The 23,144-nt window shown below is 35.2% G+C and carries 23 protein-coding genes; 11 read left to right on the top strand and 12 right to left on the bottom strand.

What is annotated here, in order from left to right; translation table 11 throughout:
• Window positions 1–194 precede the first annotated feature (194 nt).
• Entirely contained in the window at window positions 195–623 is a 429-nt protein-coding gene (gene hutP / locus NQZ71_RS19425; RefSeq protein ID WP_144457014.1) for a histidine utilization transcription antiterminator HutP, read from the bottom strand.
• A gap of 370 nt (window positions 624–993) precedes the next feature.
• Between hutP and NQZ71_RS19420 the strand changes: the two genes are divergently transcribed.
• The 5 genes from NQZ71_RS19420 (at window position 994) to NQZ71_RS19400 (ending at window position 4,788) form a co-directional block, all read left to right on the top strand.
• Complete coding sequence (locus NQZ71_RS19420) at window positions 994–1,578, top strand: GNAT family N-acetyltransferase (RefSeq protein ID WP_275007367.1); 585 nt, start codon at window positions 994–996, stop codon at window positions 1,576–1,578.
• Between the two features lie 46 nt (window positions 1,579–1,624).
• Complete coding sequence (locus NQZ71_RS19415; protein ID WP_275007368.1) at window positions 1,625–2,419, top strand: MerR family transcriptional regulator; 795 nt, start codon at window positions 1,625–1,627, stop codon at window positions 2,417–2,419.
• 433 nt (window positions 2,420–2,852) lie between these two features.
• On the top strand, window positions 2,853–3,662 hold the full coding sequence (locus NQZ71_RS19410; RefSeq protein WP_275007369.1) for a TrmB family transcriptional regulator: 810 nt from the start codon (window positions 2,853–2,855) through the stop codon (window positions 3,660–3,662).
• Window positions 3,663–3,736: 74 nt separating this feature from the next.
• Window positions 3,737–4,468, top strand: a complete 732-nt coding sequence (locus NQZ71_RS19405) for an AzlC family ABC transporter permease (protein WP_275007370.1) — start codon at window positions 3,737–3,739, stop codon at window positions 4,466–4,468.
• Window positions 4,459–4,788, top strand: coding sequence for an AzlD domain-containing protein (locus NQZ71_RS19400; RefSeq protein WP_260054910.1), 330 nt, complete (start codon window positions 4,459–4,461; stop codon window positions 4,786–4,788). The genes NQZ71_RS19405 and NQZ71_RS19400 overlap by 10 nt, the downstream gene beginning before the upstream one ends.
• A 105-nt stretch (window positions 4,789–4,893) precedes the next feature.
• Here the strand turns inward: NQZ71_RS19400 and NQZ71_RS19395 are convergent, their stop codons facing one another.
• Both NQZ71_RS19395 and NQZ71_RS19390 read right to left on the bottom strand, forming a co-directional pair.
• A complete protein-coding gene (locus tag NQZ71_RS19395; protein WP_260054909.1) occupies window positions 4,894–5,934 on the bottom strand; it encodes an NAD(P)-dependent alcohol dehydrogenase in 1,041 nt (346 codons plus the stop codon).
• A 324-nt stretch (window positions 5,935–6,258) separates the two neighbouring features.
• Window positions 6,259–6,864 (bottom strand): TetR/AcrR family transcriptional regulator, encoded by a 606-nt coding sequence (locus NQZ71_RS19390; RefSeq protein WP_317012131.1) that lies wholly within the window; start codon window positions 6,862–6,864, stop codon window positions 6,259–6,261.
• Window positions 6,865–7,136: 272 nt separating this feature from the next.
• Between NQZ71_RS19390 and NQZ71_RS19385 the strand changes: the two genes are divergently transcribed.
• The gene (locus NQZ71_RS19385; protein WP_317012547.1) at window positions 7,137–8,582 is read left to right on the top strand and encodes a DHA2 family efflux MFS transporter permease subunit; all 1,446 of its coding nucleotides are present in this window, start codon (window positions 7,137–7,139) and stop codon (window positions 8,580–8,582) included.
• Window positions 8,583–8,603: 21 nt separating this feature from the next.
• On the opposite strand, the gene NQZ71_RS19380 is transcribed toward NQZ71_RS19385, so the two are convergent.
• Entirely contained in the window at window positions 8,604–9,881 is a 1,278-nt protein-coding gene (locus NQZ71_RS19380; RefSeq protein WP_260054907.1) for an ATP-binding protein, read from the bottom strand.
• Between the two features lie 266 nt (window positions 9,882–10,147).
• On the bottom strand, window positions 10,148–11,461 hold the full coding sequence (locus NQZ71_RS19375; RefSeq protein WP_317012129.1) for a PTS sugar transporter subunit IIC: 1,314 nt from the start codon (window positions 11,459–11,461) through the stop codon (window positions 10,148–10,150).
• Window positions 11,462–11,868: 407 nt separating this feature from the next.
• Between NQZ71_RS19375 and NQZ71_RS19370 the strand changes: the two genes are divergently transcribed.
• The gene (locus tag NQZ71_RS19370; RefSeq protein WP_317012127.1) at window positions 11,869–12,897 is read left to right on the top strand and encodes a Gfo/Idh/MocA family oxidoreductase; all 1,029 of its coding nucleotides are present in this window, start codon (window positions 11,869–11,871) and stop codon (window positions 12,895–12,897) included.
• The gene (locus tag NQZ71_RS19365) at window positions 12,897–13,880 is read left to right on the top strand and encodes a Gfo/Idh/MocA family protein (protein WP_144456871.1); all 984 of its coding nucleotides are present in this window, start codon (window positions 12,897–12,899) and stop codon (window positions 13,878–13,880) included. Before NQZ71_RS19370 ends, NQZ71_RS19365 begins: the two co-directional genes overlap by 1 nt.
• 57 nt (window positions 13,881–13,937) lie before the next feature.
• Here the strand turns inward: NQZ71_RS19365 and NQZ71_RS19360 are convergent, their stop codons facing one another.
• Window positions 13,938–14,723 carry a MurR/RpiR family transcriptional regulator gene (locus tag NQZ71_RS19360; protein WP_144456874.1) on the bottom strand — a complete coding sequence of 262 codons (786 nt, stop codon included), beginning with the start codon at window positions 14,721–14,723 and terminating at the stop codon, window positions 13,938–13,940.
• A gap of 120 nt (window positions 14,724–14,843) precedes the next feature.
• Window positions 14,844–15,713: a cation diffusion facilitator family transporter gene (locus tag NQZ71_RS19355; RefSeq protein WP_275007376.1), complete on the bottom strand. Its 870-nt coding sequence runs from the start codon at window positions 15,711–15,713 to the stop codon at window positions 14,844–14,846.
• A gap of 260 nt (window positions 15,714–15,973) precedes the next feature.
• Here NQZ71_RS19355 and NQZ71_RS19350 point away from each other — a divergent pair, with 260 nt between their 5' ends.
• Entirely contained in the window at window positions 15,974–16,516 is a 543-nt protein-coding gene (locus tag NQZ71_RS19350; protein WP_260054902.1) for an MEDS domain-containing protein, read from the top strand.
• Between the two features lie 1,457 nt (window positions 16,517–17,973).
• Window positions 17,974–18,735 (top strand): SDR family oxidoreductase, encoded by a 762-nt coding sequence (locus NQZ71_RS19345; protein ID WP_275007378.1) that lies wholly within the window; start codon window positions 17,974–17,976, stop codon window positions 18,733–18,735.
• An 82-nt stretch (window positions 18,736–18,817) separates the two neighbouring features.
• On the opposite strand, the gene NQZ71_RS19340 is transcribed toward NQZ71_RS19345, so the two are convergent.
• The 3 genes from NQZ71_RS19340 to NQZ71_RS19330 form a co-directional block, all read right to left on the bottom strand.
• The gene (locus NQZ71_RS19340) at window positions 18,818–19,147 is read right to left on the bottom strand and encodes a hypothetical protein (protein WP_275007379.1); all 330 of its coding nucleotides are present in this window, start codon (window positions 19,145–19,147) and stop codon (window positions 18,818–18,820) included.
• 120 nt (window positions 19,148–19,267) lie between these two features.
• Window positions 19,268–19,462 carry a hypothetical protein gene (locus tag NQZ71_RS19335; RefSeq protein WP_275007380.1) on the bottom strand — a complete coding sequence of 65 codons (195 nt, stop codon included), beginning with the start codon at window positions 19,460–19,462 and terminating at the stop codon, window positions 19,268–19,270.
• Window positions 19,459–19,929, bottom strand: coding sequence for a WapI family immunity protein (locus tag NQZ71_RS19330; RefSeq protein WP_317012124.1), 471 nt, complete (start codon window positions 19,927–19,929; stop codon window positions 19,459–19,461). Before NQZ71_RS19330 ends, NQZ71_RS19335 begins: the two co-directional genes overlap by 4 nt.
• Window positions 19,930–20,262: 333 nt before the next feature.
• Here NQZ71_RS19330 and NQZ71_RS19325 point away from each other — a divergent pair, with 333 nt between their 5' ends.
• Window positions 20,263–21,792 (top strand): MDR family MFS transporter, encoded by a 1,530-nt coding sequence (locus NQZ71_RS19325; RefSeq protein WP_317012123.1) that lies wholly within the window; start codon window positions 20,263–20,265, stop codon window positions 21,790–21,792.
• A 243-nt stretch (window positions 21,793–22,035) separates the two neighbouring features.
• On the opposite strand, the gene NQZ71_RS19320 is transcribed toward NQZ71_RS19325, so the two are convergent.
• Window positions 22,036–22,461 carry an SRPBCC family protein gene (locus NQZ71_RS19320; protein ID WP_260054898.1) on the bottom strand — a complete coding sequence of 142 codons (426 nt, stop codon included), beginning with the start codon at window positions 22,459–22,461 and terminating at the stop codon, window positions 22,036–22,038.
• Window positions 22,462–22,605: 144 nt separating this feature from the next.
• Complete coding sequence (locus tag NQZ71_RS19315) at window positions 22,606–23,118, bottom strand: cysteine hydrolase family protein (protein ID WP_317012546.1); 513 nt, start codon at window positions 23,116–23,118, stop codon at window positions 22,606–22,608.
• Window positions 23,119–23,144 lie beyond the last annotated feature (26 nt).

The following is a 23,144-nucleotide window of genomic DNA, read 5'->3' as shown; positions in this document are numbered from 1 at the left end:
CCTATATACTAAGAACTATGGGCTCTAAATATTAAATTATTAATCAATTATTTTAAATGGTAATTCGCTAAAATTCCTAAATGTCTAATTGCTCACTACAATGATTATACATTTATTCAGAATATTTAGCAAACGTTATTTTACCAATTCCCCCCGCTTTTTTGTAACTTTTTAAGTAGCCATGTAGTAAAAGACTATATATGGTTAAATCCTAATCCTAATGCATCGTGCTCAAAGCCTTTTTTCGGGGCTCCGATTGTTCCAAAAATACAAACACAAATCCATTCCCCATTATAGCCGTACTTTTCGATTTCACCTCTGACAATTCCGAATGTCAGGCCTACCGTTCGCAATATTTCACCGAATTGCACATTGCCTCTCCCAACACCTTGCAGTGCTTCTAATATGGTGTGATAAAGAGCATGAACCTCTCTGTATGCGTCTCCATCAATAATATTATTGGACTTAGCCGTCGTTTCAATTGCAGCAATTACTTTAAATAAATCCATTGCGCCAACTTTTCCTACAGTATAACGATAGCCTCTTTTTGTTAATTCGTCTTTAATTTCCTGTTCGCCGCTGCCGTTATGTAAAAGTGTTAACAATGACGTTAGTTTGCCCATCGAATAGTTTTTCACAGAGCCATCCCCTTCCTGAAGAAAAAAAATCTCTAGTACAGCAAAAAAACTTCGCAAAAGAAGAACAAAAAAATCTTCTTGCCAAGTCTACCCCTAAAAACTAAACACTAATTGAACATACCAATATGTAACTAACTTCACTTAATCTCCATACTAAGTTCTAAAAAATTGATTTTATTTGGAAGCTTTTTACTATCTATCTCTATATTTTCTATTAAATTGATATAAGTTGTCAATATAAATGTCTAAATTTTCCGAATTCACAACAAACCAAAGGATAGTAATTAGTGATTGACCTTAGAATGACTAGAGGGTTTATACTTAAACCAATTAATGAACAGAAAGTTGGATACTAATGATTAGAAGCATTTCACAAAAGGATACAGCGGAAATAACAGCTTTATTATGGGTAATATTCGAGGATATGGAGCTGTCACTGCTTAACAAAATTTCGAAAAACAAGGTATTAGAAATGGTGGGAGAAGCGATGGCAGATCCAACTTATCGGTACGGAATGAGCAGAGGGATAGTATATGAACATAATGGTGAAATAGCCGGAGTCAGCTTTGGGTACCCTGCAATAGATGAGGCTGTAATTGATGAACCGTTTCGACAGGTCCTAATAAAAAATGGCTATGCTGAAAATGAGACCTTATTTGTTGATAAGGAGGCATTTCCAAAAGAGTGGTATTTAGACTCTATAGTCGTTCATAAAAAATACAGAGGTTTAGGGATTGGTTCGATTTTACTGAAAGAAATGGACCATTTAGCGATTAATGCGGGCTACAGAACGATTGGCCTTAACGTAGATATTGGCAATCCTAAAGCAAAAAAGCTATATTCAAGTATAGGCTATAAAAAAGTGGGCGAAATAGTTTTAAGCGGACACCGTTATGAACATCTTAATAAAACCTTAATGGATACCCGTATGGCGAATTAATTTCAAACGAGTTATCCCGATTAATACAAATAGATGGAGCAGAAATATGAACTGGAAAATTAACGAAATTGCTAATCTTTATGATATCAGTGCACATACCTTACGTTATTACGAGGATATAAATTTAGTCGTCCCCCGCAGAGGAGAAAATAATTATCGAATTTATACAGATGAAAATTTACAGCAATTAAATATCATTCGAGATTTAAGAAAATTTAATATTCCTTTAGAAGAAATAAAAGATTATTTGGAAAAACGCACCGTAGAGAAGACGTTAAACCTGTTGAAAAAGCAGCAGCTCTTTATTGAGCAAGAGTTAGCTGCTTTGCAGGAAATGCAGCATATCGTCGAGGAAAGAATTGATGTTTTTACACAAACTGTGCCATGTGCAGAGGGTGTGTGTCAGCTAATCGAATGTCCAGACAGATATGTGATTGCAAGCATTGATAAAGATATTGACAGTGAGCATGTTGACCTTTCGTTGAAAGAGCTATATAAAAAATACGAAAACAATCTCCCCCATTTAGAACAACATATGATAGGAAGTTTTTTGTACAATACCGAAAGCAAGACTATCAGTCACCGTGTTTTTTATTTTATTGAAAATGCTTCTGATTTCCATGCAACGGTTTTGCCAAAAGGAAAATATGCAGCGATTTGTTATAAAGGCAGCTACAAAAAAACCGAGCAATATATCGTGAAGCTTAAGGAATACATAGTGGAAAATAAATTAGAGATGGATGGCGAGCTTTTCGAAACGTATATCATTGATTTTCATGAAACCCATATAGCGGATGAATATGTGACAAGGATTGAAGTGAAGATTAAGGAAACTACTTAATAAATATTTATTGCACAACGAGCATCACTAATTTTATAGTCAGTTCTGATATAATTGCTATTACTAAATAGGTTTAAATTTTTTTTAAGCAAAGACTGAACCATTACTATTTCTCTCTACAAACCTAAATTATGAGCAAATTCCTTATAAATTTTGCTTATAATTTAGGTTCTTTATTTGGTATTTAGGTTGAAATAAACATTTAAAGGAGCAAAAGTGACTCAACTTCCTCCCCAGCATAAGTTATATCAATAAGATTTCACTTATTTTTGGAACAGCCCTTTTATATTTGAACAATCCTCCCCTTTCCCTTTATTAAAAAGTAAAAAAATTCTTGAAATTACCATTAACAAGTATTAAACTAACTACTATAAAAGTCAGACGTAAGTATGATACTAACTACTAACGTTTTTTACAAAAAAGGGGTGTTTAAATGGAGGATATTTTTAAAGAATTGCAAAAGCTCGGATTTTCCCAATATGAATGTAAAGCATATGTAAGTTTACTAAAGCATTCTCCGATGACAGGTTATGAAATAAGTAAACGATCCAGTGTTCCTCGTTCTATGATTTACGAAGTACTTGGAAAACTCCTTGATAAAGGTGCAGTCTACATAGTTCCGTCTGATCCTGTAAATTATGCCCCACTGCCGGCAAAAGACTTAATTTCTCGACTGCGATTAAACTTTGAACACTCATTCGACTTTTTAGAAAAAAACTTATCGATACTTGAAAGTGAACAAGAGGTAGACACCATTCATCGTATTAGCGGTGATGAGAATGTTCTAGCGGAAATGAATAGCTTAATCATGAATGCACAGGAGGAGATTTGGTTATCAGTATGGGCTCCACAAATTCCTTTTATAAAAGAGGCAGTGTTACATAAAGAAAAGGACGGCCTTTCTGTTACCTCCATCTTATTTGGAGCTCCCGACACTTCACTTGGTTATACAACACACCATGATTATATGTCTCCTAAAGTAGCAGAAGAGCGAACAAACGGCAGACTGACAATTGTAGCCCGTGATAATGAAGAGGTTATTATTGCGAATTTCTTCCCGGCTACCCAAGGATGGGCAATTAAAACACAAGACCCGGCCCTTGTTTTAGTTGCACTAGAATATATTGGCCATGATATTATTTTTGCGGCATTAACGAATGAAATTGGTGAGCAAAGAGTAGAAGCTCTTTGGCGTGAAAATAAAGAGTTATTAAGGGTTGTTACAGGAAAACGGTTCAAATAGTCATTTGAACCGTTTTATTCTCAATATTTTGTAGTAGTTAGTATAATAACATCTATTTTAAAAAGGAGCTTATTATGTCCCTCAATACTAGTTATTCTCATATCACACAGAGAAGTGAAACAGATGATTCTTTTTTTCAAGGAGTACGAGCATGTATACCAACACTATTTGCCTACTTAAGCATTGGCTTTGCATGTGGTATTGTTCAAAAAACGGCAGGGCTTAGTCTAGCAGAAATTTCCCTGTTAACGTTATTTGTATATTCTGGCTCCGCACAGTTTATCGTTGCTAGTATGTACCTAATCAATCCGCCCATTGCTGTCATAACTACCATTTTTTTCGTTAATTTGCGTCATTTGCTGTTAAGCGCTGCATTATCACCTTTTTTCCAGCATGTCTCCCCCTTTCGTAACATGTTAATCGGTGCAATATTAACAGATGAAACATTTGGTGTTGCCCTTCAAAAGAGTGTTCAGAAGAATAATATAAGTGAAAAATGGATGCATGGCCTGAATATAACTGCCTATATTAATTGGTTTATTGCCAACTTATCTGGAGCTTACCTTGCACAATGGATTACAAACACAGATGCACTTGGTTTAGAGTTTGCATTACCTGCAATATTTATCGGCTTATTAGTTATAACCATTGCAGAACGAAAAACATTGTTAAGTGACTTGGTTGTCTGCATACTAGCTGTGCTGCTTTTATTAGTTATTTCGTTATGGTTCTCTAGTAGCTTGAGCATTCTTATTGCAACTATTATAGCAGCTTCAATGGGGATGGTGATGTCTAAATGGAAGTAAGTTGGACTGTTCTTCTTATTATTATTGGTGGTGCTGTAGTCACGTTTATACCAAGAGTTATTCCAATTATGATACTCAGCAGAATGAAGCTGTCTGAAGGTGTTCAAAAATGGCTGTATTTTGTGCCGATTGCAATTTTAGCTGCCATCGTTGGGCAAGAATTATTTATCCAAAATAATGAAATAAGTCTATCACTAAACAAAGAGCTGTTAGCAGCAATTGTCACCGTATTTATTGCGATAAGTACTCGCAGTTTATTATGGACAGTTATTTCAGGAGTTACAGCATTTGTACTAGTACGATGGTTATTTTCCTTATAAGAATTAAATATTGAAGACTCAGTATCCAGAAAAGATTTTTCGCAAAGAAAAGGATGCCTTTAGAGTAAAGGCATCCTTTATAGCTTCATAGTTAATTAACAAAGCTTACATTGTACTTGTATCAATAACAAAACGATATTTAACATCAGAAGCAAGTACACGCTTATATGCTTCGTCAATTTCATCAGCTGAGATGATTTCAATATTTGGAGCTATATCATGCTTTGCACAGAAATCTAGCATTTCTTGTGTTTCACGAATGCCGCCGATCATAGAGCCTGCGAAGGAACGGCGATGTCCGATTAATGACATTACATTAAGTGATAACGGCTCACCAGGTGCACCGACATTTACCAATGTTCCGTCAAGTGACAGCAAGGAAATATATGCATCAAGGTTAATACTTGCACTTACTGTGTTAATAATAAGATCGAAGGACCCTGCCAGCTTCTCAAATGTTGCTGGGTCACTTGTAGCATAGTAATTGTTTGCACCGAATTGTAGTCCGTCTTCTTTTTTGCTTAATGTTTGTGATAGAACTGTTACGTCAGCACCCATAGCATGTGCAATTTTAACAGCCATATGACCTAATCCGCCAAGACCAACAACTGCAACCTTTTTACCTGGACCTGCTCCCCAACGATTTAATGGTGAATATGTTGTAATACCTGCACATAGTAATGGTGCTGCAGCATCAAGCTCGATGTTATCAGGAATTTTCACAACAAAATCTTCTGTCACGACAATATGTGTTGAATAGCCACCTTGAGTTGGCTCACCATACTTGTCTACACCAGCGTATGTAGGAATATTCCCTTTAAGGCAGTATTGCTCTTCACCTCTAACGCAGTTCTCACATTCTCCACATGAATCAACCATACAGCCGACTCCAACTCTGTCACCAACCTTATACTTTGTTACCTCAGGTCCAACTTCTGTGACAATTCCGGCAATCTCATGTCCTGGTACTAGTGGATAGTTTACTGGACCCCATTCACCGTGAGCTGTATGGATGTCAGAGTGACATATTCCTGCATACTTGATTTCAATCAGAATATCTGTTAAATCCAGGTCACGTCTTTTAATTTCTGCAGCTCGGAACGACTTATCTGGACCGTCAACTGCTCTCGCTTTAGCTGTTGTCATTTGTTTGAACCTCCAATAGAAAATAATATTTTAAGAGAAAGATTCCTATTCTCTTACAAAACTAGCATAAGCCCTATAGTTAACTCTAAGTCAAGCAATAAGGTATACTGCAACAATAAATAGGAAATATTTATTGCTTTTTCTCTTGTCTTACTTCATTTATAAAATGAAAAAGCCACCTAATGGCAGCTTAACATTTTGCAGGAACTGAATTAATACTTTCCATAGAAAAAAAGCCCTATTCCGAAGAATAAGACCTTAAGGGAAGTGCTGTTTTATTTTCCTATTTTATACATTTACTAATAAGAAGTATAACCTTCTTTTCTAATTTAAAAGATTATCAATTTCTAGTTTATGTGCAAGTAGATAAAACTGCTTAGCAAGAAAATGGGGAGTGTAGGGCAAATCATTACGCAACCATGCTATAATTGTCCCAATTAATGCTGAGGAACCATACCACATTGCAATATCTGTTTGAATTTCTTCCTTTCCATTTCCAATTTTAGCAGTGCCTTTTTCCTTAATACGCTCTGTAATCATTTTCGTCAACTCATTTGACAATCGTTCCATAAAAATTGGTGTTTTTCTGGAGCCTAATGTCACTTTATAAAAGCTAGCATGCTCCGCAAAATGCTCAAGCAAGCTTGTTAGCATCAGCCAATCAGCATTACTAGAATATTCCTTTTCACTTTGAGAATAAAGAATTTGCTGAATATCCTCTATCATGTCGTCAGCCATCTTTTCTAACATATCAGGTATGTCACGGTAATGGAGATAGAACGTTACCCTACTTATAGTCGCTCGTGCTGCAATCTTACTTACAGTCATTTTCTCTATATCCATTTCCTTTAATAGGTCAACAAAAGCCTCTTTTATTAAAAGTCGAGTACGAACAATTCTAGGATCTGTTTGATTTTTGGAAGCATCCATCGGCTTTACCTTTCCTCCCTAATAAACAAATATGATTTAAATGTACTAAATTCTCTATCTAATTAACATTGAACAATAATATGTAAATTAGTTTACACAATGCTCACAATTGTAAATTGCAAAATAGCATTGACCGTTTATAATCTACTTTATGCCATGTTAATTATCTTACACTGTGTAAATTAAGTCTATAGCAAAGGAAAGGAAGTTATAAATTGAGTAATACAGATACATCTACAAGTACAATTAAAAAAGGGCCTATTTTATTTATTATGATTTTAGGAGCTTTCTTAGCAACGTTAAACCAAACATTAATGAGCGTTGCTACTCCAGAATTAATGGTCGATTTTGACATTACAGCGGCAACTGCACAATGGCTCACAACTGGCTATATGCTAGTTAATGGAATTCTTATTCCAATCACAGCCTATTTTATGCAAAGATACTCGACACGCCAACTATTTCAAGCGTCTATGTTTATTTTCTTGGCAGGTACGATTGTATCTGCTTTAGCAACAAGCTTCCCAGTTCTCTTAACTGGCCGTATGATTCAAGCGGCTGGGGCTGGTATCATCATGCCGCTTCTAACAAACGTAATATTTTCGATTTTCCCTGCAAATAAAAGGGGTGGAGCAATGGGAATGGTTGGCTTTGCGATCATTTTCGCTCCGGCCATTGGACCAACATTAGCTGGTTATGTTCTTGAAAACTATAAATGGGAAGTAATGTTCTATGCCATGATTCCTTTCGCCATTTTAGTGATTATTTTTGGCTTTATTTACTTGAAAAATGTGTCGGAGCAAGTTGCGACTAAAATGGATATTTTCAGTGTCCTTCTGTCTACAATTGGTTTTGGTACATTATTATATGGCTTTAGCCGAGCTGGCAGTGAAGGCTGGTCAAGTGCTGAGGTGTTAGCTTCTATTGCAATCGGTATTATAGCACTTGCACTTTTCAGCTGGAGACAGTTGACTTCAAAAAGTCCATTACTGGATCTTAAAGCCTTTAAATATAATATGTTCTCCTTAACCACGGTTATCAACATTGCTGTAACAATGGTTATGTATGCTGATATGATGCTGCTGCCATTATATTTACAAAGTGCCCGTGGCTATTCAGCTTTAGAATCAGGACTATTATTACTGCCTGGAGCACTAGTTATGGGCTTCCTAATGCCTATTACAGGCAGACTCTTCGACCGCTATGGTGCAAAATGGCTGTCCATTAGCGGTATTATTATTATGATTATTACTACAATTGGTTTTGTTGACCTAACTGATTCTACGAGCTATACCTATCTAGTTCTTATGTCTACATTCCGACGTATCGGCATGGCACTTATGTTAATGCCAATTCAAACAGCCGGTTTAAATCAGCTGCCTGCAAGCTTGACTGCACATGGTACGGCAATTTCGAATACTATTAGACAAGTCGCTGGTGCGGTAGGTACTTCTCTGCTTGTAACGATTATGACAACTCGTACGGAAACACATTTAACAGATGCAATATCTGCTGGCGGAAATGCTGGCAACCAAGCTCAAATGATGTTAGATGCAACAATACAAGGAATTAATGATGCTTATGTTGTCATTATCGGAATTGCTATCGTTGGATTAATTCTATCCTTCTTTATCAAAAAAGTATCTCCGGGAACACAATCAGCAACACAAAAGAAAGAACAGAAAGCTATGAGAAACGAACCAGAAGCAGCTAAATAAACAAAAAGGACTGATAAGTATTCATTGCTTATCAGTCCTTTTTGTAGTTATTTGTTTAATAGGTATTTTCACACGGGCAATCGTCTCATATTTATTAGACTGAATAGAAATTTCCCCACCATATCTATTCACTACTTCTTTAACAATAAATAATCCTTGCCCCCTGATTTTGCCCTTTTGTGCCTTTTTCGTCGAAAATCCTCTTTTGAAGATTTGCTCCTTCACTTTATCATTTATCGGATGTCCAGTATTACAAACTTCAAATATATATGTTTTAGCATCAGCCTTGCACGTAATGCTCATTTTTCGTTGTTGCTCAGGCAATTCTATTGTTGCATCCATTGCATTATCTATTAAATTAGATAAGACTTTGATTAAATCTGTTGACGCTATTTTCTTATACTCGTTGTCTATTACATCAAATTGAATATCAATATTATGATTTTGAGCAGCAAGCTTTTTCGTTTGCAAAAGCACAGATAAACCAGGATTGCTGACATTTAAATTGATTGATTGTATTAAGTGTACTTCTTTTGTTAGCATGGCTATATAATCATTAGCTTTGTCCATAAGTCCAAGCTTAAGCAACCCATGTAGCACCTGAATATGATTAGAGTAGTCATGACGTAATGATTGAACAGATGATATGAGTGATTGCAATTCAAACTGATAGGTATCCTCCGTATCGCCTACTTCTTTTTTCAGCTCTCTTGTATACCATTTTTGGAGAACAAAAAAAGCAGCAAGCATGAGAATGACAAACAAACCACTAAAGATAAAGGCAGAAATACTGCTTTTTAATGCCTTTTTACTCACATTGTTGATTGTATCTGGACTAATATCAATTCCAAGATAGCCGATGATTTCATCCTTTTGATCCTTAATAGGCACTCCGACAGTTAAGTATTCACCATATATTGGATCTTGGATAATGTCTGTTGAAAAAGTCTTTCCGTTGTAAGCTTTCACTACCTGCTCTTTTGGAATCGTACATATTCCGCCAATAGGAAACTCTTGCTCACTTTCTTGCAAGGCAACAATCATCGCCCTCGTTACATTAGGGTTATTAACTAGCAGTGTATACACATGTAAAGAGCCGTTTTTTTCCTTGGCGTCTTCTAAATAGCGTTGAATAACATCATATTCCTTGCTTTTCACAGGATTTTCAAGAAACTTTTTATATGTTTCTGTATCTAATGAAGCAGCTATCTTTTTGGCAGTTTCGATATTTTGATTGACGATAGAGTTTTCTGCCGTTTTTTTTATACTAGAATAAGAGGAATATATATTAACCATCATGAAGATAACCACTATAAAAAAAGATATAATAAAAATTAACTTCAATTTTTTATTTCTCATTTATACATCCTTGCCACGTTACTTTTACGTTAAAAAATTTTTTAGAGTATAAGAGTATTTTACTACATAATCCAATCCTTTTCTTCGTTAATTTCCCACTTTATCCTTATTTCACTAAACTATTTAATCCAGCTGCATTTACAGCTGGATTATTTTTCAATTATTAGCAAAATTCTTACTTATCTCTCTCCTATTATGCCTAGATGTCAAACAGATACAGAGGAATCAGCTGTCTGTTCATTTTCCTGATTGCTTTCTTTTTGCTTTTCTGATTTTTCATATGCTTTCCAGAATGGATAATACACTACAACCCCTATGGCAAAATTAATTACCACCATCAAGACACCTTTCCAGTCACCACCTGTAGCAACATATCCGGAAATAAATGGCGGCGTTGCCCATGGTAATTCTACAAAAACTCTATTGATTAGATGTAGGGAAAAAGCACTGTAGGTGACAATTGCTGCAATTGTTCCAGAGAGAATAAAAGGAATGATAAAAAATGGATTTAACACGATCGGCAAGCCAAAGATTACTGGCTCAACAATGGTAAAAATAGCTGCAGGGGTTGCAATTCCTGCCATTGTCCTTGCCTGCTTCAATTTAGATTTCCACATCCAGAATAAAATTCCCCAAGCGGCAGCTGGCCAGATTGTAATACGTTCTACTACCGTTGTCCATATATGAGGCAATTGTTTTATATCCACTCCATTAGATAATGCCTTAGCATTTTCTGCGACCCATTGCAGCTTTAAGGGTTCAAAAATTGGCCCAATCATATTATCACCATGCATTCCAACTGCCCAAAGCAATAGACCGATTAGGACTCTAGGAATAAAAATAAAAATGCTATCTGTACCACTAAAAACCGGCCCTAAAAGTGTGTTTAAAAAGCTTGTAATATCAAAGTTGAGAATGGATCGTACAACCCATAACAATGTAAATATAACGAAAAAGGGAATTAACGCAACAAAGGCATTCGTAACATTTGCTGGAACACCATCTGGCATCCTTATCGTGATTTTCCTTTCTAAGAAAAAGCGGTACAGCCGTATACTAATTAAACTGCTTATGATTGCTGCAAATAACCCACCTGCCGCGAAGTTAGTTACACTCATTCCGTTTGATAAGTCATTTATATTAATTAGGAAGAAGGCAGCTATGCTTAGTAATGCCGCATTGATTGAGTCAATTTCAAATCGTTTAGCATAGCTCATGCCAATGGCTATTGCTGCATACAGGGATAAAAAATTCATTGTCATATTATAAAATATCAAAAACCTCGATGAAACAGATGATAGAACGGGAATGAGAGGATCCTCACTAAAGGTTCCTGGCAATCCCAGCATCGCAATTAACAGGAACAAACTGCCAATAATCACAATTGGAACAATGGCCACTAGACCATCCTTAACTGCCGCTACTGCAGGTATATTACCGAATTTTGCCATCGGACCAGCCAGACGATCTACTACAAAATCAGATACTTTCTCTAAAAAGGACTTCTTTTGATTATTCATGTGTTTCCCTCCCAGTTTTCTCTGAACCATTATTAGTACCTGTCGACAAATACTTTTTGTAAGCGTTATCTAAAACTAATTCGGATTATAGGGGCTATAAAAATATTTGTCTATAGCACAAAATCTCAGAAACCGGCTGCTGCGACGCTTTTTTCTATTTTGTTTAGCCATAAATTTATACTATTTCCCAAATGGCTGAACAACATATCTGTTAAAAAAACGAAGCAATTACAGGAATTATTACAGCGATTATAGCCAAAATCGATTTTTGGGAAATGAAATTCAATTTCAGAATCTCGTTAAGGATTCCCAAATAATGAAATCGCTCTCCTAAATCCCCTCCACCTCTTTTCTCAAGTAAATCCATGATGCTATGATTATTTTAAAGATGGAAAGGAGATTTTCTTATGTTAACAATTGCTTTTATTGGATTTGGGAACGCAGTAGTCAATTACCACTTACCGTATCTTGAAAGGAAAGAAAATATCAGAATAAAAAGCATTTATCGCAGAGAAGAGGATCGCATCGGGGATACAGAAAGAGAAGGCTGGTACCCTTCCATTCAATTCACGACAAATCTACAAGAAGTGCTTGAGGATTCAGAAATTGAACTGGTTGTCATTTGTACACATGTTGACAGTCATACTGAATATGCAAGAAAAGCACTAGAACATAATAAACACGTCCTGGTAGAAAAACCGTTTGCAGCAACTGTTGAAGAAGCTAAAGAAATTTTTGATTTTGCAGCATCAAAAGGCTTAATTGCGATGGCAAATCAAAACAGAAGGTTTGACGGTGACTTTTTGACATTAAAAAAGGTAATAGAAAGCGGTGTGCTTGGACAAATTATTGAAATTCAATCACATTATGATTATTTTAGCCCACAATATATAAATAAAGGATTTGGCATGATGCATGGGCTGGCAGTTCATACAATTGATCAGCTTTATTCCCTTTTTGGAAAGCCGAAAAAAATCCACTATGATGTCAGAAGCGTTTACCACCCAGGAGAATCAGATGATTATATCGATATAGATTTCCATTATGGTCAATTAAAAACGACTGTTAAATGTAGCTTGGCTGTAAAAATCAATCATCCGAAATTTGTAGTCCATGGTGATAAAGGCAGCTTTATCAAGTATAGCAGCGGACATCAACAGAAAAATGAGAATGGCCCAACAAAGGTTAGCTTTGAAACAGAGGAAGAAAGTAACTGGGGAACGCTATCCTATGTTGATACAAATGGTGTTGAGCATCAAGAAAAGGTGAAGTCTGAGGTTACAGACTATGGAATTTTATACGAAAAGCTATATCAAAGTATTAAACAAAAAACGAAAAAACCGGTAAAAGACGAGGAAGTTTTAGCGGTATTACAAATCCTGAATGATGGCGTCAACTCTGCAAAAAATGCTAATTACGAAACGGAGAATTTATAATGAAAATCGGGACTATAGGTACAGGATTTATTGTAGATGCATTTCTTGCTGCAGTAGACTCCACTGACGAGGCTGTATGCACAGCAATGTACAGCCGTAAACAAGAAACAGCAAAAGCACTAGCAGACAAGTATGAGATATCTACTATTTATACAAGCTTGGATGAACTATTTGAAGACAATGAAGTGGAAGTTGTTTATGTTGCTTCACCGAACAGCCTTCACTACTACCATGCAAAACAAGCACTTGAGCATGGCAAGCATGTAATATGTGAAAAACCATTCACTTCCACTGTGAAGGAACTAGATACTTTAATAGCTTTGGCAAAGCAGAAAAACCTTATGCTATTTGAGGCAATAACAACAATACATTTGCCGAACTTCCAATTAGTGAAAGAAAATCTTAATAAATTAGGCCAAATTAAGTTGGTGCAATGTAATTATAGTCAGTTATCAAGCAGATATAATGCATTACTTGCAGGTGAAACACCTAATGTATTTAATCCGGAATTCTCAGGTGGATCTTTAGTAGATATTAATATTTACAATCTTCATTTTGTAATGAATCTTTTCGGTGCACCTGAACAAATTAGCTATACTGCCAATAAGCATGCCAATGGCATTGATACCTCTGGAGTATTAGTCTTAAACTATCCTGACTTTATCGCAGAATGTGCTGGTGCCAAAGACACGAACAGTATGAACTTTGCCCTTATCCAAGGTGAAAAAGGTTATATTCATGTCGAAAGTGGCGCAAACGGATGTCGCCGGGTATATCTTCACACAGGTACGTCAAAGGTGGAATTAAATAGCCAAACAACTACCAATAACCTATACTACGAGCTTGTTGCTTTCCAGGATATATTTAAAAGGAAGGATTTTGAACAGTGCTATCAATTGCTGGATTACAGCCATTCTGTTTTAGAGCAGGTTGTCGCAGCTAGGAAGGATGCTGGCATTAAATTTGCGGCTGACTTATTATAATAATTTAAAAACAGTATCATTACATGATGATACTGTTTTTCTATGTATGAAAGACTTTTACTCCTCAGGCTTGCTTTTCAAGGAACTCATATATAACACATCAAAGATAAAAAGCGAAGACATCATTCTATATATTTTTGAAAGCTTAAAATGTTCATCTTTCATATACGTTAATATGGTTTCATTGCATATTTTAGCAAGTAAACTATCACGACTTCCAGTGACTGCTATTACAGTCATATCATTTTTTCTTAGCTTCTTTGCGATATCTATCATCGCTTTATTCCTGCCAGTATGGGAAATAACAAAGGAAACAGTCGTATCGCTATTTGTTAAGTTTGTTAAGTAATGCTCGTTCGCACTATTAAAGGCTACAGCCATAACTCCAACTTCATTCCATTTAGCGCTAGCTTGCTGTGCTACAAAATAATTTAAATCCACTCCGTAAATATCTATTCGTTTTGCTTTCGCAAGAATTTCAACAATATTACCCAAGCTATTTTCATTAATTAGCTTTCTTGTTTCAACGAATGATTGTTCATATATTTCAGGAATGATTTCCAATCCACTCACCATGCTGTTTTTTGGATAACTAATGCTTGTTTGTTTTGTTTGATCCTCTTCTTTATATTCAAGAGCGAGCTTCAGCTGAAAGTCAGGATAACCCTTTGTTCCTAACTTTTTACATAGCCTAACGATTGTTGATGAACTTGTAAAGGTTAATTTAGCAAGCTCATTTGCAGTTGAATCAAAAACGATGGAAGGATTTTTAAGTATATAATTGACAATATACTGCTCCTGTGAAGTTAAATTGTACATAAATTTCATCTTGTTAATAAGCATTTCTAATTTCCTTCCGCAGCATTTTTCTATCTACTATTATTATAGTAGTAAATGATGCTTAGTGCTTACCTCTACAGTTATTTTTATATAAATCGCTATAGCTTTGTCATTGCGACTATATTAATGTGGTTCAATATGAACATGCACTTGATACACGCCATATTTTTGGTTTAAAACAGCTTCTACTTTGTCTGCAATATCATGCGCTTTTTTTACATCTAATGTTGAGTTTACCAGTATTTCAACATCAATAACTTCATTATTCCCATAGCTTCTCCCTTTCATTTCTTTAATCCCTTTAATTCCGTCTATGCTGATAATTTCTTGCTTATACTCGTCCAATTTATTTTCATCAAATCCATCTGATAGCTCATGTGAAGCATTTCTGAAAATATCCCATGCTGTCTTGCAAATTAACAAACCGACTATAAGGGCCGTTACACTGTCAAGCCAAGGCATATTAAGCTGTGACCCTAATATTCCTATCGCAGTTCCGATACTTACCCAAGCATCAGAAATATTATCTTTCGCTGCCGACATAACTGCACTGCTCTTAATTTTAAGCGCAAGTGATTTATTATACCGATAGACACCATACATAATGACAGCAGAAAATATACCAACAATAGCCGCAGTAACGTCAGGCGATTCACTATTCCCATTTGATAAAGAAGTAATGGAACCAAATAAAACCTCAATCCCAACAACCATCATGATAAAAGAAGCAACCATCGAGGAAATGGCTTCACTTTTCCAATGACCGTATTTATGGTCTTTATCTGCTGGTCTTTGCGAAAGCTTTAAGCCAATTAATACTGCAAGTGAAGCAATTATATCTGTTGTATTATTCAAACCATCTGCTCGTAATGCCGCAGAATCTGTCAGATAACCAACTGTAACTTTTATAATAGATAAAAAGATGTAAGCAATAATGCTAATAATTGCTCCACGCTCTCCAAGTTTTAAATCCTTGAATTTCTGTTCCTCCATCCTCTCTCTCCCTCCAACACGATGATTACATCATAACAATGGGCAATCGGGTGGGTCTAGAGAAACCTTTTTGATGCAATATATAAAAGTAAGCTAGCTAAAAATATGTTTCCATTAAGCAAAACTCATGAATACTATCAATTTTTATTATCCCCCTTTTTTTGGTGCAAGTTATTAAAGGGTCAAATATTAACGAAATATAGCTAAACAATGTTATGCTAGAAGAAGTAAAACTAATTTAATAGAATAGGGTGACATTTTTGGAGAAAAACCAGCTTATGGTCATAGATAATCTTAAAAATCTGAACGAAGGACATATAATCTATTTTTTCGAATATATAGATGCATACATTAAAAATGTTATCGACTTTGTAATCGCCGGCTTAGAACAAAATCAATATTCTATCATCATAGAAAATGATCGGATTAGTCCACTTATTCAAAAAGGCCTTAAAGATTTATTAAGTGATACACAATTAAATAAAATAAAATTCGTCAATAACTACGACTTTTATTTCGCTAAGGGCAGTTTCCAATGTGCATCCATATACGATTATCTTCCAAGGTTAATAAAAGGATATTCAAAACAGACATTTTCTGTACGAAGCTGGGCACATGTTGAATGGGGCGATGTATTGGAAGTCCATGAAAATATAACTAATTCAGAAAAAGAGGCTGACATCATTGTTAAAGAAAATAGACTCCTTTCCGTTTGTGCTTATGATTCTGTTAGAGTTAATGAGACAACTAAGAATAGTCTTATAACTCACCACAATTTTCTTATCCATGATTACTCAAGCTAAATCCGAATTTTTACATGTTAAATTCAAATACTAGAAAGAACATTTATCTATCCCTTCCATACAAACCAACTTCTTCTATCATTTCAACAGATACTTTTATCTGAAGGTTATTACTACTTGAGGAGAGAACAATCTCCACAGAGTTATTGGGCCTACTATAATTTGTCTGCTTTACTAATAAGCTGGTAGCCTTGAATATTTTACACTTAATGTTCAACTTACTACTAACACTATTCGTTTTGCTTAAGCAAGCAGGCAAAGAAAACTTATAGATATAATTTAAAATGCCTAAATCCTGTTATAACAAGGTTTTAGACATTTCTTTTTTAACGTTAATCATATATGCCTTCCCTTTTTTTCAAACGAATCGAAACGAAGCAAAGCTCTTCCCATCTTTTCATGAATGTTTAGTTCCTTAAGTTAGTTTTATTACATCCTATGTATTCCTTTATACTTTGAAAAGAATACAAAAGAATCTCTCTAAATAAATAAACCAAAAAATACTGTTTCCCCGTAATTCTGACAAGTGAAAAGATACCCATACGTTTTAATAGCGGCAAAACAAAATAAATAAACAGGAAATGTATCATTAGATTCACCAAAATATACAGCGGTAATTTACCATATGTCCATTTTAACACCCAAATGGTAAGGGCAAAGAAAGGTCCCCAAGCCCATGTATCTTCCCCAGCTACTTTTGGATGGATGCTTTGATAAAAAGCCCACCACCTTCTTTTCTTAGCATAAATATTCGTGAATTTCGTCACTATACTTATAAAAATAGCTGCCGGGAGGAATCGTTTTAAGGCATTTTTGTTGATAAAAACCAAACTTGACCAACTAATTATGAAGAGAGCTATTAAAAAACACCTCGATTTTTTCATGTAAACACCTCCCTGCTTAGGATGCTCCATTCCATAAAAATTCACACAAATCAGGGAAGTTCCTTGAGCACAAAATAGTTTATCTTTAGTCTTTCTATTAACTTAAACTGCGGTTTAAGTCGTATTATTATCCTTGCGATAAGGAAAGCTAAAGGTCTGAAGAGTTGTGATGAACGATTGTCCATAAGCGAAGCTGCAGCAAAGTTCCATATTACTAAATCAACTCAACGTTACGTCATTAGAAAAAAAGGGATTAATTTATTGATTGAGTATCATCAAATGCTGGCTGACGGTTATTTTCTGTAAGTCAAATGTCACTCCTTGAAACTGTTATTTGTTTAAAGAATACACATTTACATAGTATTAAGTAATATATAAATTGGGTAGTAGAATGAGAAGGAACTACTGAGCTATGACTGAAAATGCTGAGGACACACAAAAAAGCAATGATAGATGAGAATTTATTGTTGACAGGGGATTGCTAAAATAGCCGTTATACAAAGGGCAATATAACAGAATAGGTATAAATTTTTCAAATATACATAAAACCATAATGAGAAAAGAGGGGCTTATATGAAACTTTCAGGCAATACAATACTTATTACAGGTGGAAGTGCTGGGATTGGATTAGCTTTTGCAGAACGTTTTTTAAAGGCTGGCAACAAAGTAATCATTACAGGCAGACGTGAAAATGTCCTTCAAAATGCAAAGAAAAAATATCCTGAGCTTATTACATATGTCAGTGATTTAAATAATGAATCTGATCGTTTGTCCCTTTTTAATTGGGTTTCAGAGAACCATCCTGAAGTGAACGTATTAGTGAACAATGCAGGAATTCAACAGCGTTTTAATGTGTTAAAAGCAGATGCTCAGACTAACTGGAGTTACTTTAATAACGAACTTACTACTAATATTGAAGCACCCTTCCACCTTTGTATGCTGTTTGCACCATTTTTTGCTGAGAAAGAAAATGCAGCAATCATTAATGTTACATCTGGATTAGCATTTACGCCATTTGCAATTGCTCCAATTTATTCAGCAACTAAAGCTGCGCTTCATTCATTTACAGTGAGTCTGCGCCACCAACTATCAGATACATCTGTAGAAGTAATTGAAGTTGCTCCACCTGCAGTTAATACAGATTTAGGCGGCGCTGGCTTGCATACACACGGAGAACCATTAGATGAATTCGCAGATGGTATATTTAAGGGACTGGAAGAAGGTAAACTAGAAATTGGCTATGGCACTTCAGTAGAACGCCTACGAATGTCACGAGATAAAGTGGATGCACATGTAGAAAATATGTACAATGCCTTGAAAAATACGCTTGATTAACTAGGTCTGGGGCATATTTAATAAAAAAAACAAAACTCCTTACATAAGAAGTTTTGCTTTTTTATTATCCAGCCTTTTTCACCTAATTCTCGTCACTATCTTCGTATTTATTATAAATCTCACATAAAGTCGGCTTCACAAAATGTGGCAAGCTCTTACAAATATTTTCATATGTTGAAAATGCATCATTATTAGAAAGCCCAATAATGCTATCTCCATCATATCCGATCCAGAATAAACTAACCTTTTTATCGAGTTTTACAACAGGTACGATAGCTCGTTTCCCTTCCAAGTTCCCCTTCCAGACTCGTTCCTCTACAGAATAAATATCTTTATTAGTCGACCACATGACAATGTCATTTGAACTGCCCATAGATATGTATAATGGAAATATTGCTTTAAACTGGCTCATATTCTCTACTGCTGCTACAGAGATTAGCCGATTTTCCTCTTGGTATAAGTATTTAAATTTAACATCACTTTTCTGACATTGTTTTTCGTATTCATTCTTCCAAAAGTTTGAAAACTCCGCTCAGAAATATATCGGAAATGCTTGAATATTCTCCATCAAGTTTGGAACAAAATTTTCATTACATTTAGGAAGATAAAAATTACCCATTGAGAAGACATACGAAGGTATCTCTTCCATCCCAAAAGGGAATAAACCACCTGCATCTGGGTCTTTACTATAAAAATAATTTGGAAAGAATCCAATCTCTAGCTTCAATACTTCATCTCCTTAGCTGGAAATTCCACTAAAATATCCTCTAATCCATTAATAAATGAATCAACATAGGTTAAATCCGTTTCAAATTCAAACTGAAGCTTATTGCCTGTCCCTACAGGAATTTGTACGGTTCCTTGAATCCCCACTTTTCCCCTTAAGTCTAAGCTGAAAGTCAGTTCAAAATAAGGTTCTGAGGCTTCAAATATAACCCTTTTCTTTTTTAGTGCTGAGAAAGACTTTAATTCTCGGATATAAAAGTTAATAGTGCGGCCCTCTAAAATAACTTCATTTAGTTCTGCTTTAAAGCCTGGAACATGCAATATCATATAATTCCGATGCCAATCCAAGTCATAGATGTTATCAGCATCTGGATAGGCATAATTATAACTACAGATTTTAAAAAGACTCATTCCATCTTGTGAACGCAACTCTGCGTAAGGGAATTCTAAAAAATAATCTATTTTCATGCAATCCAACTTTCCTATATTGTAGTGGGAACAGCTTTTTGTATTTTATTATTTGAAGTTGTAATTCTGTATTTGTTCAACAATAATATGTAATTCTATAATAGAATAATCTATACACCAATAAGATTACAAACAATCCTTTATACCAATATTCAATGAAATAACTTTGATTCCTTCTTCCAAAAATCAATTGCTGTTTAAATAATAGCTGGAAATTTATTTATTCAAAAAAACAGTGATTGCTAATTCTTTAGAAATTCTCATTCAAAGTTCACATATAGTTCATAAATAATATATATAATCCGTTTATCAAATGGTGAAAGGGTTAGATGAATGGAAAGTATTACAAAATATCAAGAATCAGTTTTAGCTGATAAAAGCAATAAAATTCTGGTAATGCTTGGTTTAATAATTGGACTGATTTTTTCTGAGCTAGATGAGACAGTTGTCAATACCGCAATGCCCACAATCATTCGTGATTTAGGTGGTTTGGCGATGTATGGATGGGTCGGCGGTGTATACATGTTAACAATGTCTGCATTCATGCCATTACTAGGAAAGTTAGCCGATTTAATGGGTCGCAAAAAAATATACTTAATGAGTATGGCCTTTTTCATTGGTGGGTCGATCGTTTGCGGATTAGCAGATTCTATGACATTGCTCCTTATAGGACGCGGTATTCAAGGATTAGGAGCTGGTGGCTTAATGCCGCTTGCCATGACCATTTCAAGTGATTTATTTCCAGTTGAACAGCGAGCAAAAGTTCAAGGCTTTATGGGTCCAATCATGTTTATTCCAATGTTATTAGGACCATTAATGGGCGGATATTTTGTTGATCAAGTGAGCTGGCATTGGATTTTCTTTGTTAATATTCCTGTTGGTATTGTCGCTGCACTTCTGCTTGCAATTGGTTTACGAGAAAAAGCTATCAAAAAACAGGTCGTTATTGATTGGGGTGGCGCATTATTATTAATAGCTACAATCGTTTCCTTGCTAATAACGCCAGTTCTTGTTGAAAATAATGGTTATACATGGGGCTCTCCACTAATTATAGGTTTATTATGCCTCGGGGCCGTTTTATTTGGGATTTTCCTCTATGTGGAGAGTAAGGTAAAAGAACCGATTGTTCCTTTGCATTTATTTAAAAATCGCAATATTCTTGTACTATCTTTAATTGTTTTCACAGTAGGTATTGGCTTAATGGGATCTTTCTCTTCCTTCCCATATTTTGCGCAAAACGTACTGGGACTTACTGCAACTGAGGCTGGGTATTTGACATTGCCAATGATGGTAGGAGCCGTTGGATCAGCTATGGTTAGTGGATTTCTTATCACAAAAGTTCGTTACAGAGAACTTTTTGGCATCGCCTTTATCATGCCGATAATTGGATTTTACTTATTTTCACATATGAGTATTTCTACAACAATTGTCCAAATAATCATCTTCTTTTTCATTACAGGTCTTGGTTTAGGTGTTTTATTTGGTGGTGATAACCTCATCGTTCAAGAGTCTGTTGACAAAGAGAATAAGGGCATTGCGCTTGCGACTGTTCCGTTATTCCAAACAATTGGGGCTACAGTCGGGGTAAGTTTATTTGGTAACTTATTATCATCAACACTTACATCAAAATTGCAAAGCTTAGGTGATAAACTTCCCGCAAGCATGGCTGAAAATATGAATAGCTTAGCCGCTGGTGGTGTGCCGGCAGGGTTACCAAAAGGGTTGTTAACACAAATAAACACCTTATTTATTGACTCATTCCAGCATATATACATGTATTCATTTGTCATAGCGATCATCGCGTTTGTCTTATGTTGGTTTTTGCAAAAGGAAGTGCTATCTACGAAGCCTGAAGAAGAGTAATTGTCGCGGAGCTTAGACTTAATTATTACAAATTGTTATAGTAGTATTAATCTATTAAAGTAATACCGTTACTTGAAAACTAACAATATATACAAAAAATGTCTAATCCCCTAACAAGCGGGTTTAGGCATTTTTTATTTAACTATCTCTTAAAGAAATAAGGATATTGCCTTTCTTGTGGATGCACTCATAAATATATTCTGTACAAATAAAAAACCTTCCACAAAGGGAAGGTAAGCAATATTAAGAACGCTCTGTATAGCTTTTGAAATTATTAAGAAATGCCTGCCAGCCTGCACTTTGTTGTTCATTGGAATTAGTATCCTCTGCTTCGAAGCTTTGAACTACTTTAGTGTGATTATCTTGACTAAGGAAAGAAACAGTAACCCTTCGATCATCTCCAAGTGTATAGGAAATAAATTCGTTTAGCTTAACCTCATCATACACTCCGCCGAAATCAAACCCGAAACTACCATCCTTTGCTTCCATTCGAGTAAGGAATTTCCCGCCAGCTCTCAAATCATTTTCAGCCCTTGGAGCATGCCAATCCTCAGAAGCAAATGACCAATTTGTTATATGCTCTGGCTTTGTCCAAAACTCCCATACTTTTTCCACGGGTGCATTAACGGTAGTTTCTACCGTAATTATTGCATTATTTCCTGTTCCCATAATACACACCTCACTAGATTTATTTAATAACTTAAGTATATCACCAATATAAACTTCATATTTATAAATTTTCAGACAATATTTTAATATATATAATATAGCTTATGCATTATCTATTCAAAATATAGCATAATGATCAAGATGCTAGCCTTCATTATCTATTAGTTGCAAGTAGCGATTATGCCAGATATTTTCATAAAAACGTATCGTGTCTTTTGCTGACATATATGAGTTATTTAATGTGGAGGTTGCTTGTTTATACATGGTATTTTCATATCCTAATCCGTGTGCAAATTTAACAGTTGCATCCATACAGTATTCTGTTTGGGCACCACAAAATTCAATTTTTTGTACAGACAGTTGGTCTAAAATTATCTTCAAATTTGTTTTATAGAAAGAGTTTGCATGAGTTTTTCTTACAAAAAGGTCTTGGTCTTGTACATCTAAATTGGCATGAATTGCCCACGCTTCTTCTTCTGGAACTAACTCTTCATCACCGTGCTGAACAAAAATAATCGGTTTATTTAAAGTTCTATATACAGCAATTCTATTATTAACCTTTTCAAGTAGAGCTTGTAACTCGTATAAATGCTCATCATCACTGTAACAAACACCATTTTGTAAATCTATGACCATTAACACATCTGCACCATTCACCATTAAACCTCACCTCGTTCATTAAT

Source organism: Niallia taxi, from assembly GCF_032818155.1.
Taxonomy (GTDB): Bacteria; Bacillota; Bacilli; order Bacillales; family Cytobacillaceae; genus Niallia; species Niallia taxi_A.
Note: the sequence above shows the minus strand (reverse complement) of the source record. Positions and strands in the feature narration are given on the sequence as shown.

What these genes read in the sequence shown, in the direction of transcription:
- NQZ71_RS19365 (WP_144456871.1), top strand. Translation starts at nt 12,897, where the DNA reads ATGAAAATCGGGACTATAGGTACAGGATTTATTGTAGATGCATTTCTT.
- NQZ71_RS19355 (WP_275007376.1), bottom strand. Translation starts at nt 15,713, where the DNA reads ATGGAGGAACAGAAATTCAAGGATTTAAAACTTGGAGAGCGTGGAGCA.
- NQZ71_RS19395 (WP_260054909.1), bottom strand. Translation starts at nt 5,934, where the DNA reads ATGACAACAGCTAAAGCGAGAGCAGTTGACGGTCCAGATAAGTCGTTC.
- NQZ71_RS19375 (WP_317012129.1), bottom strand. Translation starts at nt 11,461, where the DNA reads ATGAATAATCAAAAGAAGTCCTTTTTAGAGAAAGTATCTGATTTTGTA.
- NQZ71_RS19415 (WP_275007368.1), top strand. Translation starts at nt 1,625, where the DNA reads ATGAACTGGAAAATTAACGAAATTGCTAATCTTTATGATATCAGTGCA.
- NQZ71_RS19420 (WP_275007367.1), top strand. Translation starts at nt 994, where the DNA reads ATGATTAGAAGCATTTCACAAAAGGATACAGCGGAAATAACAGCTTTA.
- NQZ71_RS19380 (WP_260054907.1), bottom strand. Translation starts at nt 9,881, where the DNA reads ATGATGGTTAATATATATTCCTCTTATTCTAGTATAAAAAAAACGGCA.
- NQZ71_RS19390 (WP_317012131.1), bottom strand. Translation starts at nt 6,864, where the DNA reads ATGGATGCTTCCAAAAATCAAACAGATCCTAGAATTGTTCGTACTCGA.
- NQZ71_RS19410 (WP_275007369.1), top strand. Translation starts at nt 2,853, where the DNA reads ATGGAGGATATTTTTAAAGAATTGCAAAAGCTCGGATTTTCCCAATAT.
- NQZ71_RS19320 (WP_260054898.1), bottom strand. Translation starts at nt 22,461, where the DNA reads ATGGGAACAGGAAATAATGCAATAATTACGGTAGAAACTACCGTTAAT.
- NQZ71_RS19360 (WP_144456874.1), bottom strand. Translation starts at nt 14,723, where the DNA reads ATGCTTATTAACAAGATGAAATTTATGTACAATTTAACTTCACAGGAG.
- NQZ71_RS19385 (WP_317012547.1), top strand. Translation starts at nt 7,137, where the DNA reads ATGATTTTAGGAGCTTTCTTAGCAACGTTAAACCAAACATTAATGAGC.
- NQZ71_RS19325 (WP_317012123.1), top strand. Translation starts at nt 20,263, where the DNA reads ATGGAAAGTATTACAAAATATCAAGAATCAGTTTTAGCTGATAAAAGC.
- NQZ71_RS19340 (WP_275007379.1), bottom strand. Translation starts at nt 19,147, where the DNA reads ATGAGCCAGTTTAAAGCAATATTTCCATTATACATATCTATGGGCAGT.
- NQZ71_RS19345 (WP_275007378.1), top strand. Translation starts at nt 17,974, where the DNA reads ATGAAACTTTCAGGCAATACAATACTTATTACAGGTGGAAGTGCTGGG.
- hutP (WP_144457014.1), bottom strand. Translation starts at nt 623, where the DNA reads ATGGGCAAACTAACGTCATTGTTAACACTTTTACATAACGGCAGCGGC.
- NQZ71_RS19370 (WP_317012127.1), top strand. Translation starts at nt 11,869, where the DNA reads ATGTTAACAATTGCTTTTATTGGATTTGGGAACGCAGTAGTCAATTAC.
- NQZ71_RS19400 (WP_260054910.1), top strand. Translation starts at nt 4,459, where the DNA reads ATGGAAGTAAGTTGGACTGTTCTTCTTATTATTATTGGTGGTGCTGTA.
- NQZ71_RS19330 (WP_317012124.1), bottom strand. Translation starts at nt 19,929, where the DNA reads ATGAAAATAGATTATTTTTTAGAATTCCCTTACGCAGAGTTGCGTTCA.
- NQZ71_RS19405 (WP_275007370.1), top strand. Translation starts at nt 3,737, where the DNA reads ATGTCCCTCAATACTAGTTATTCTCATATCACACAGAGAAGTGAAACA.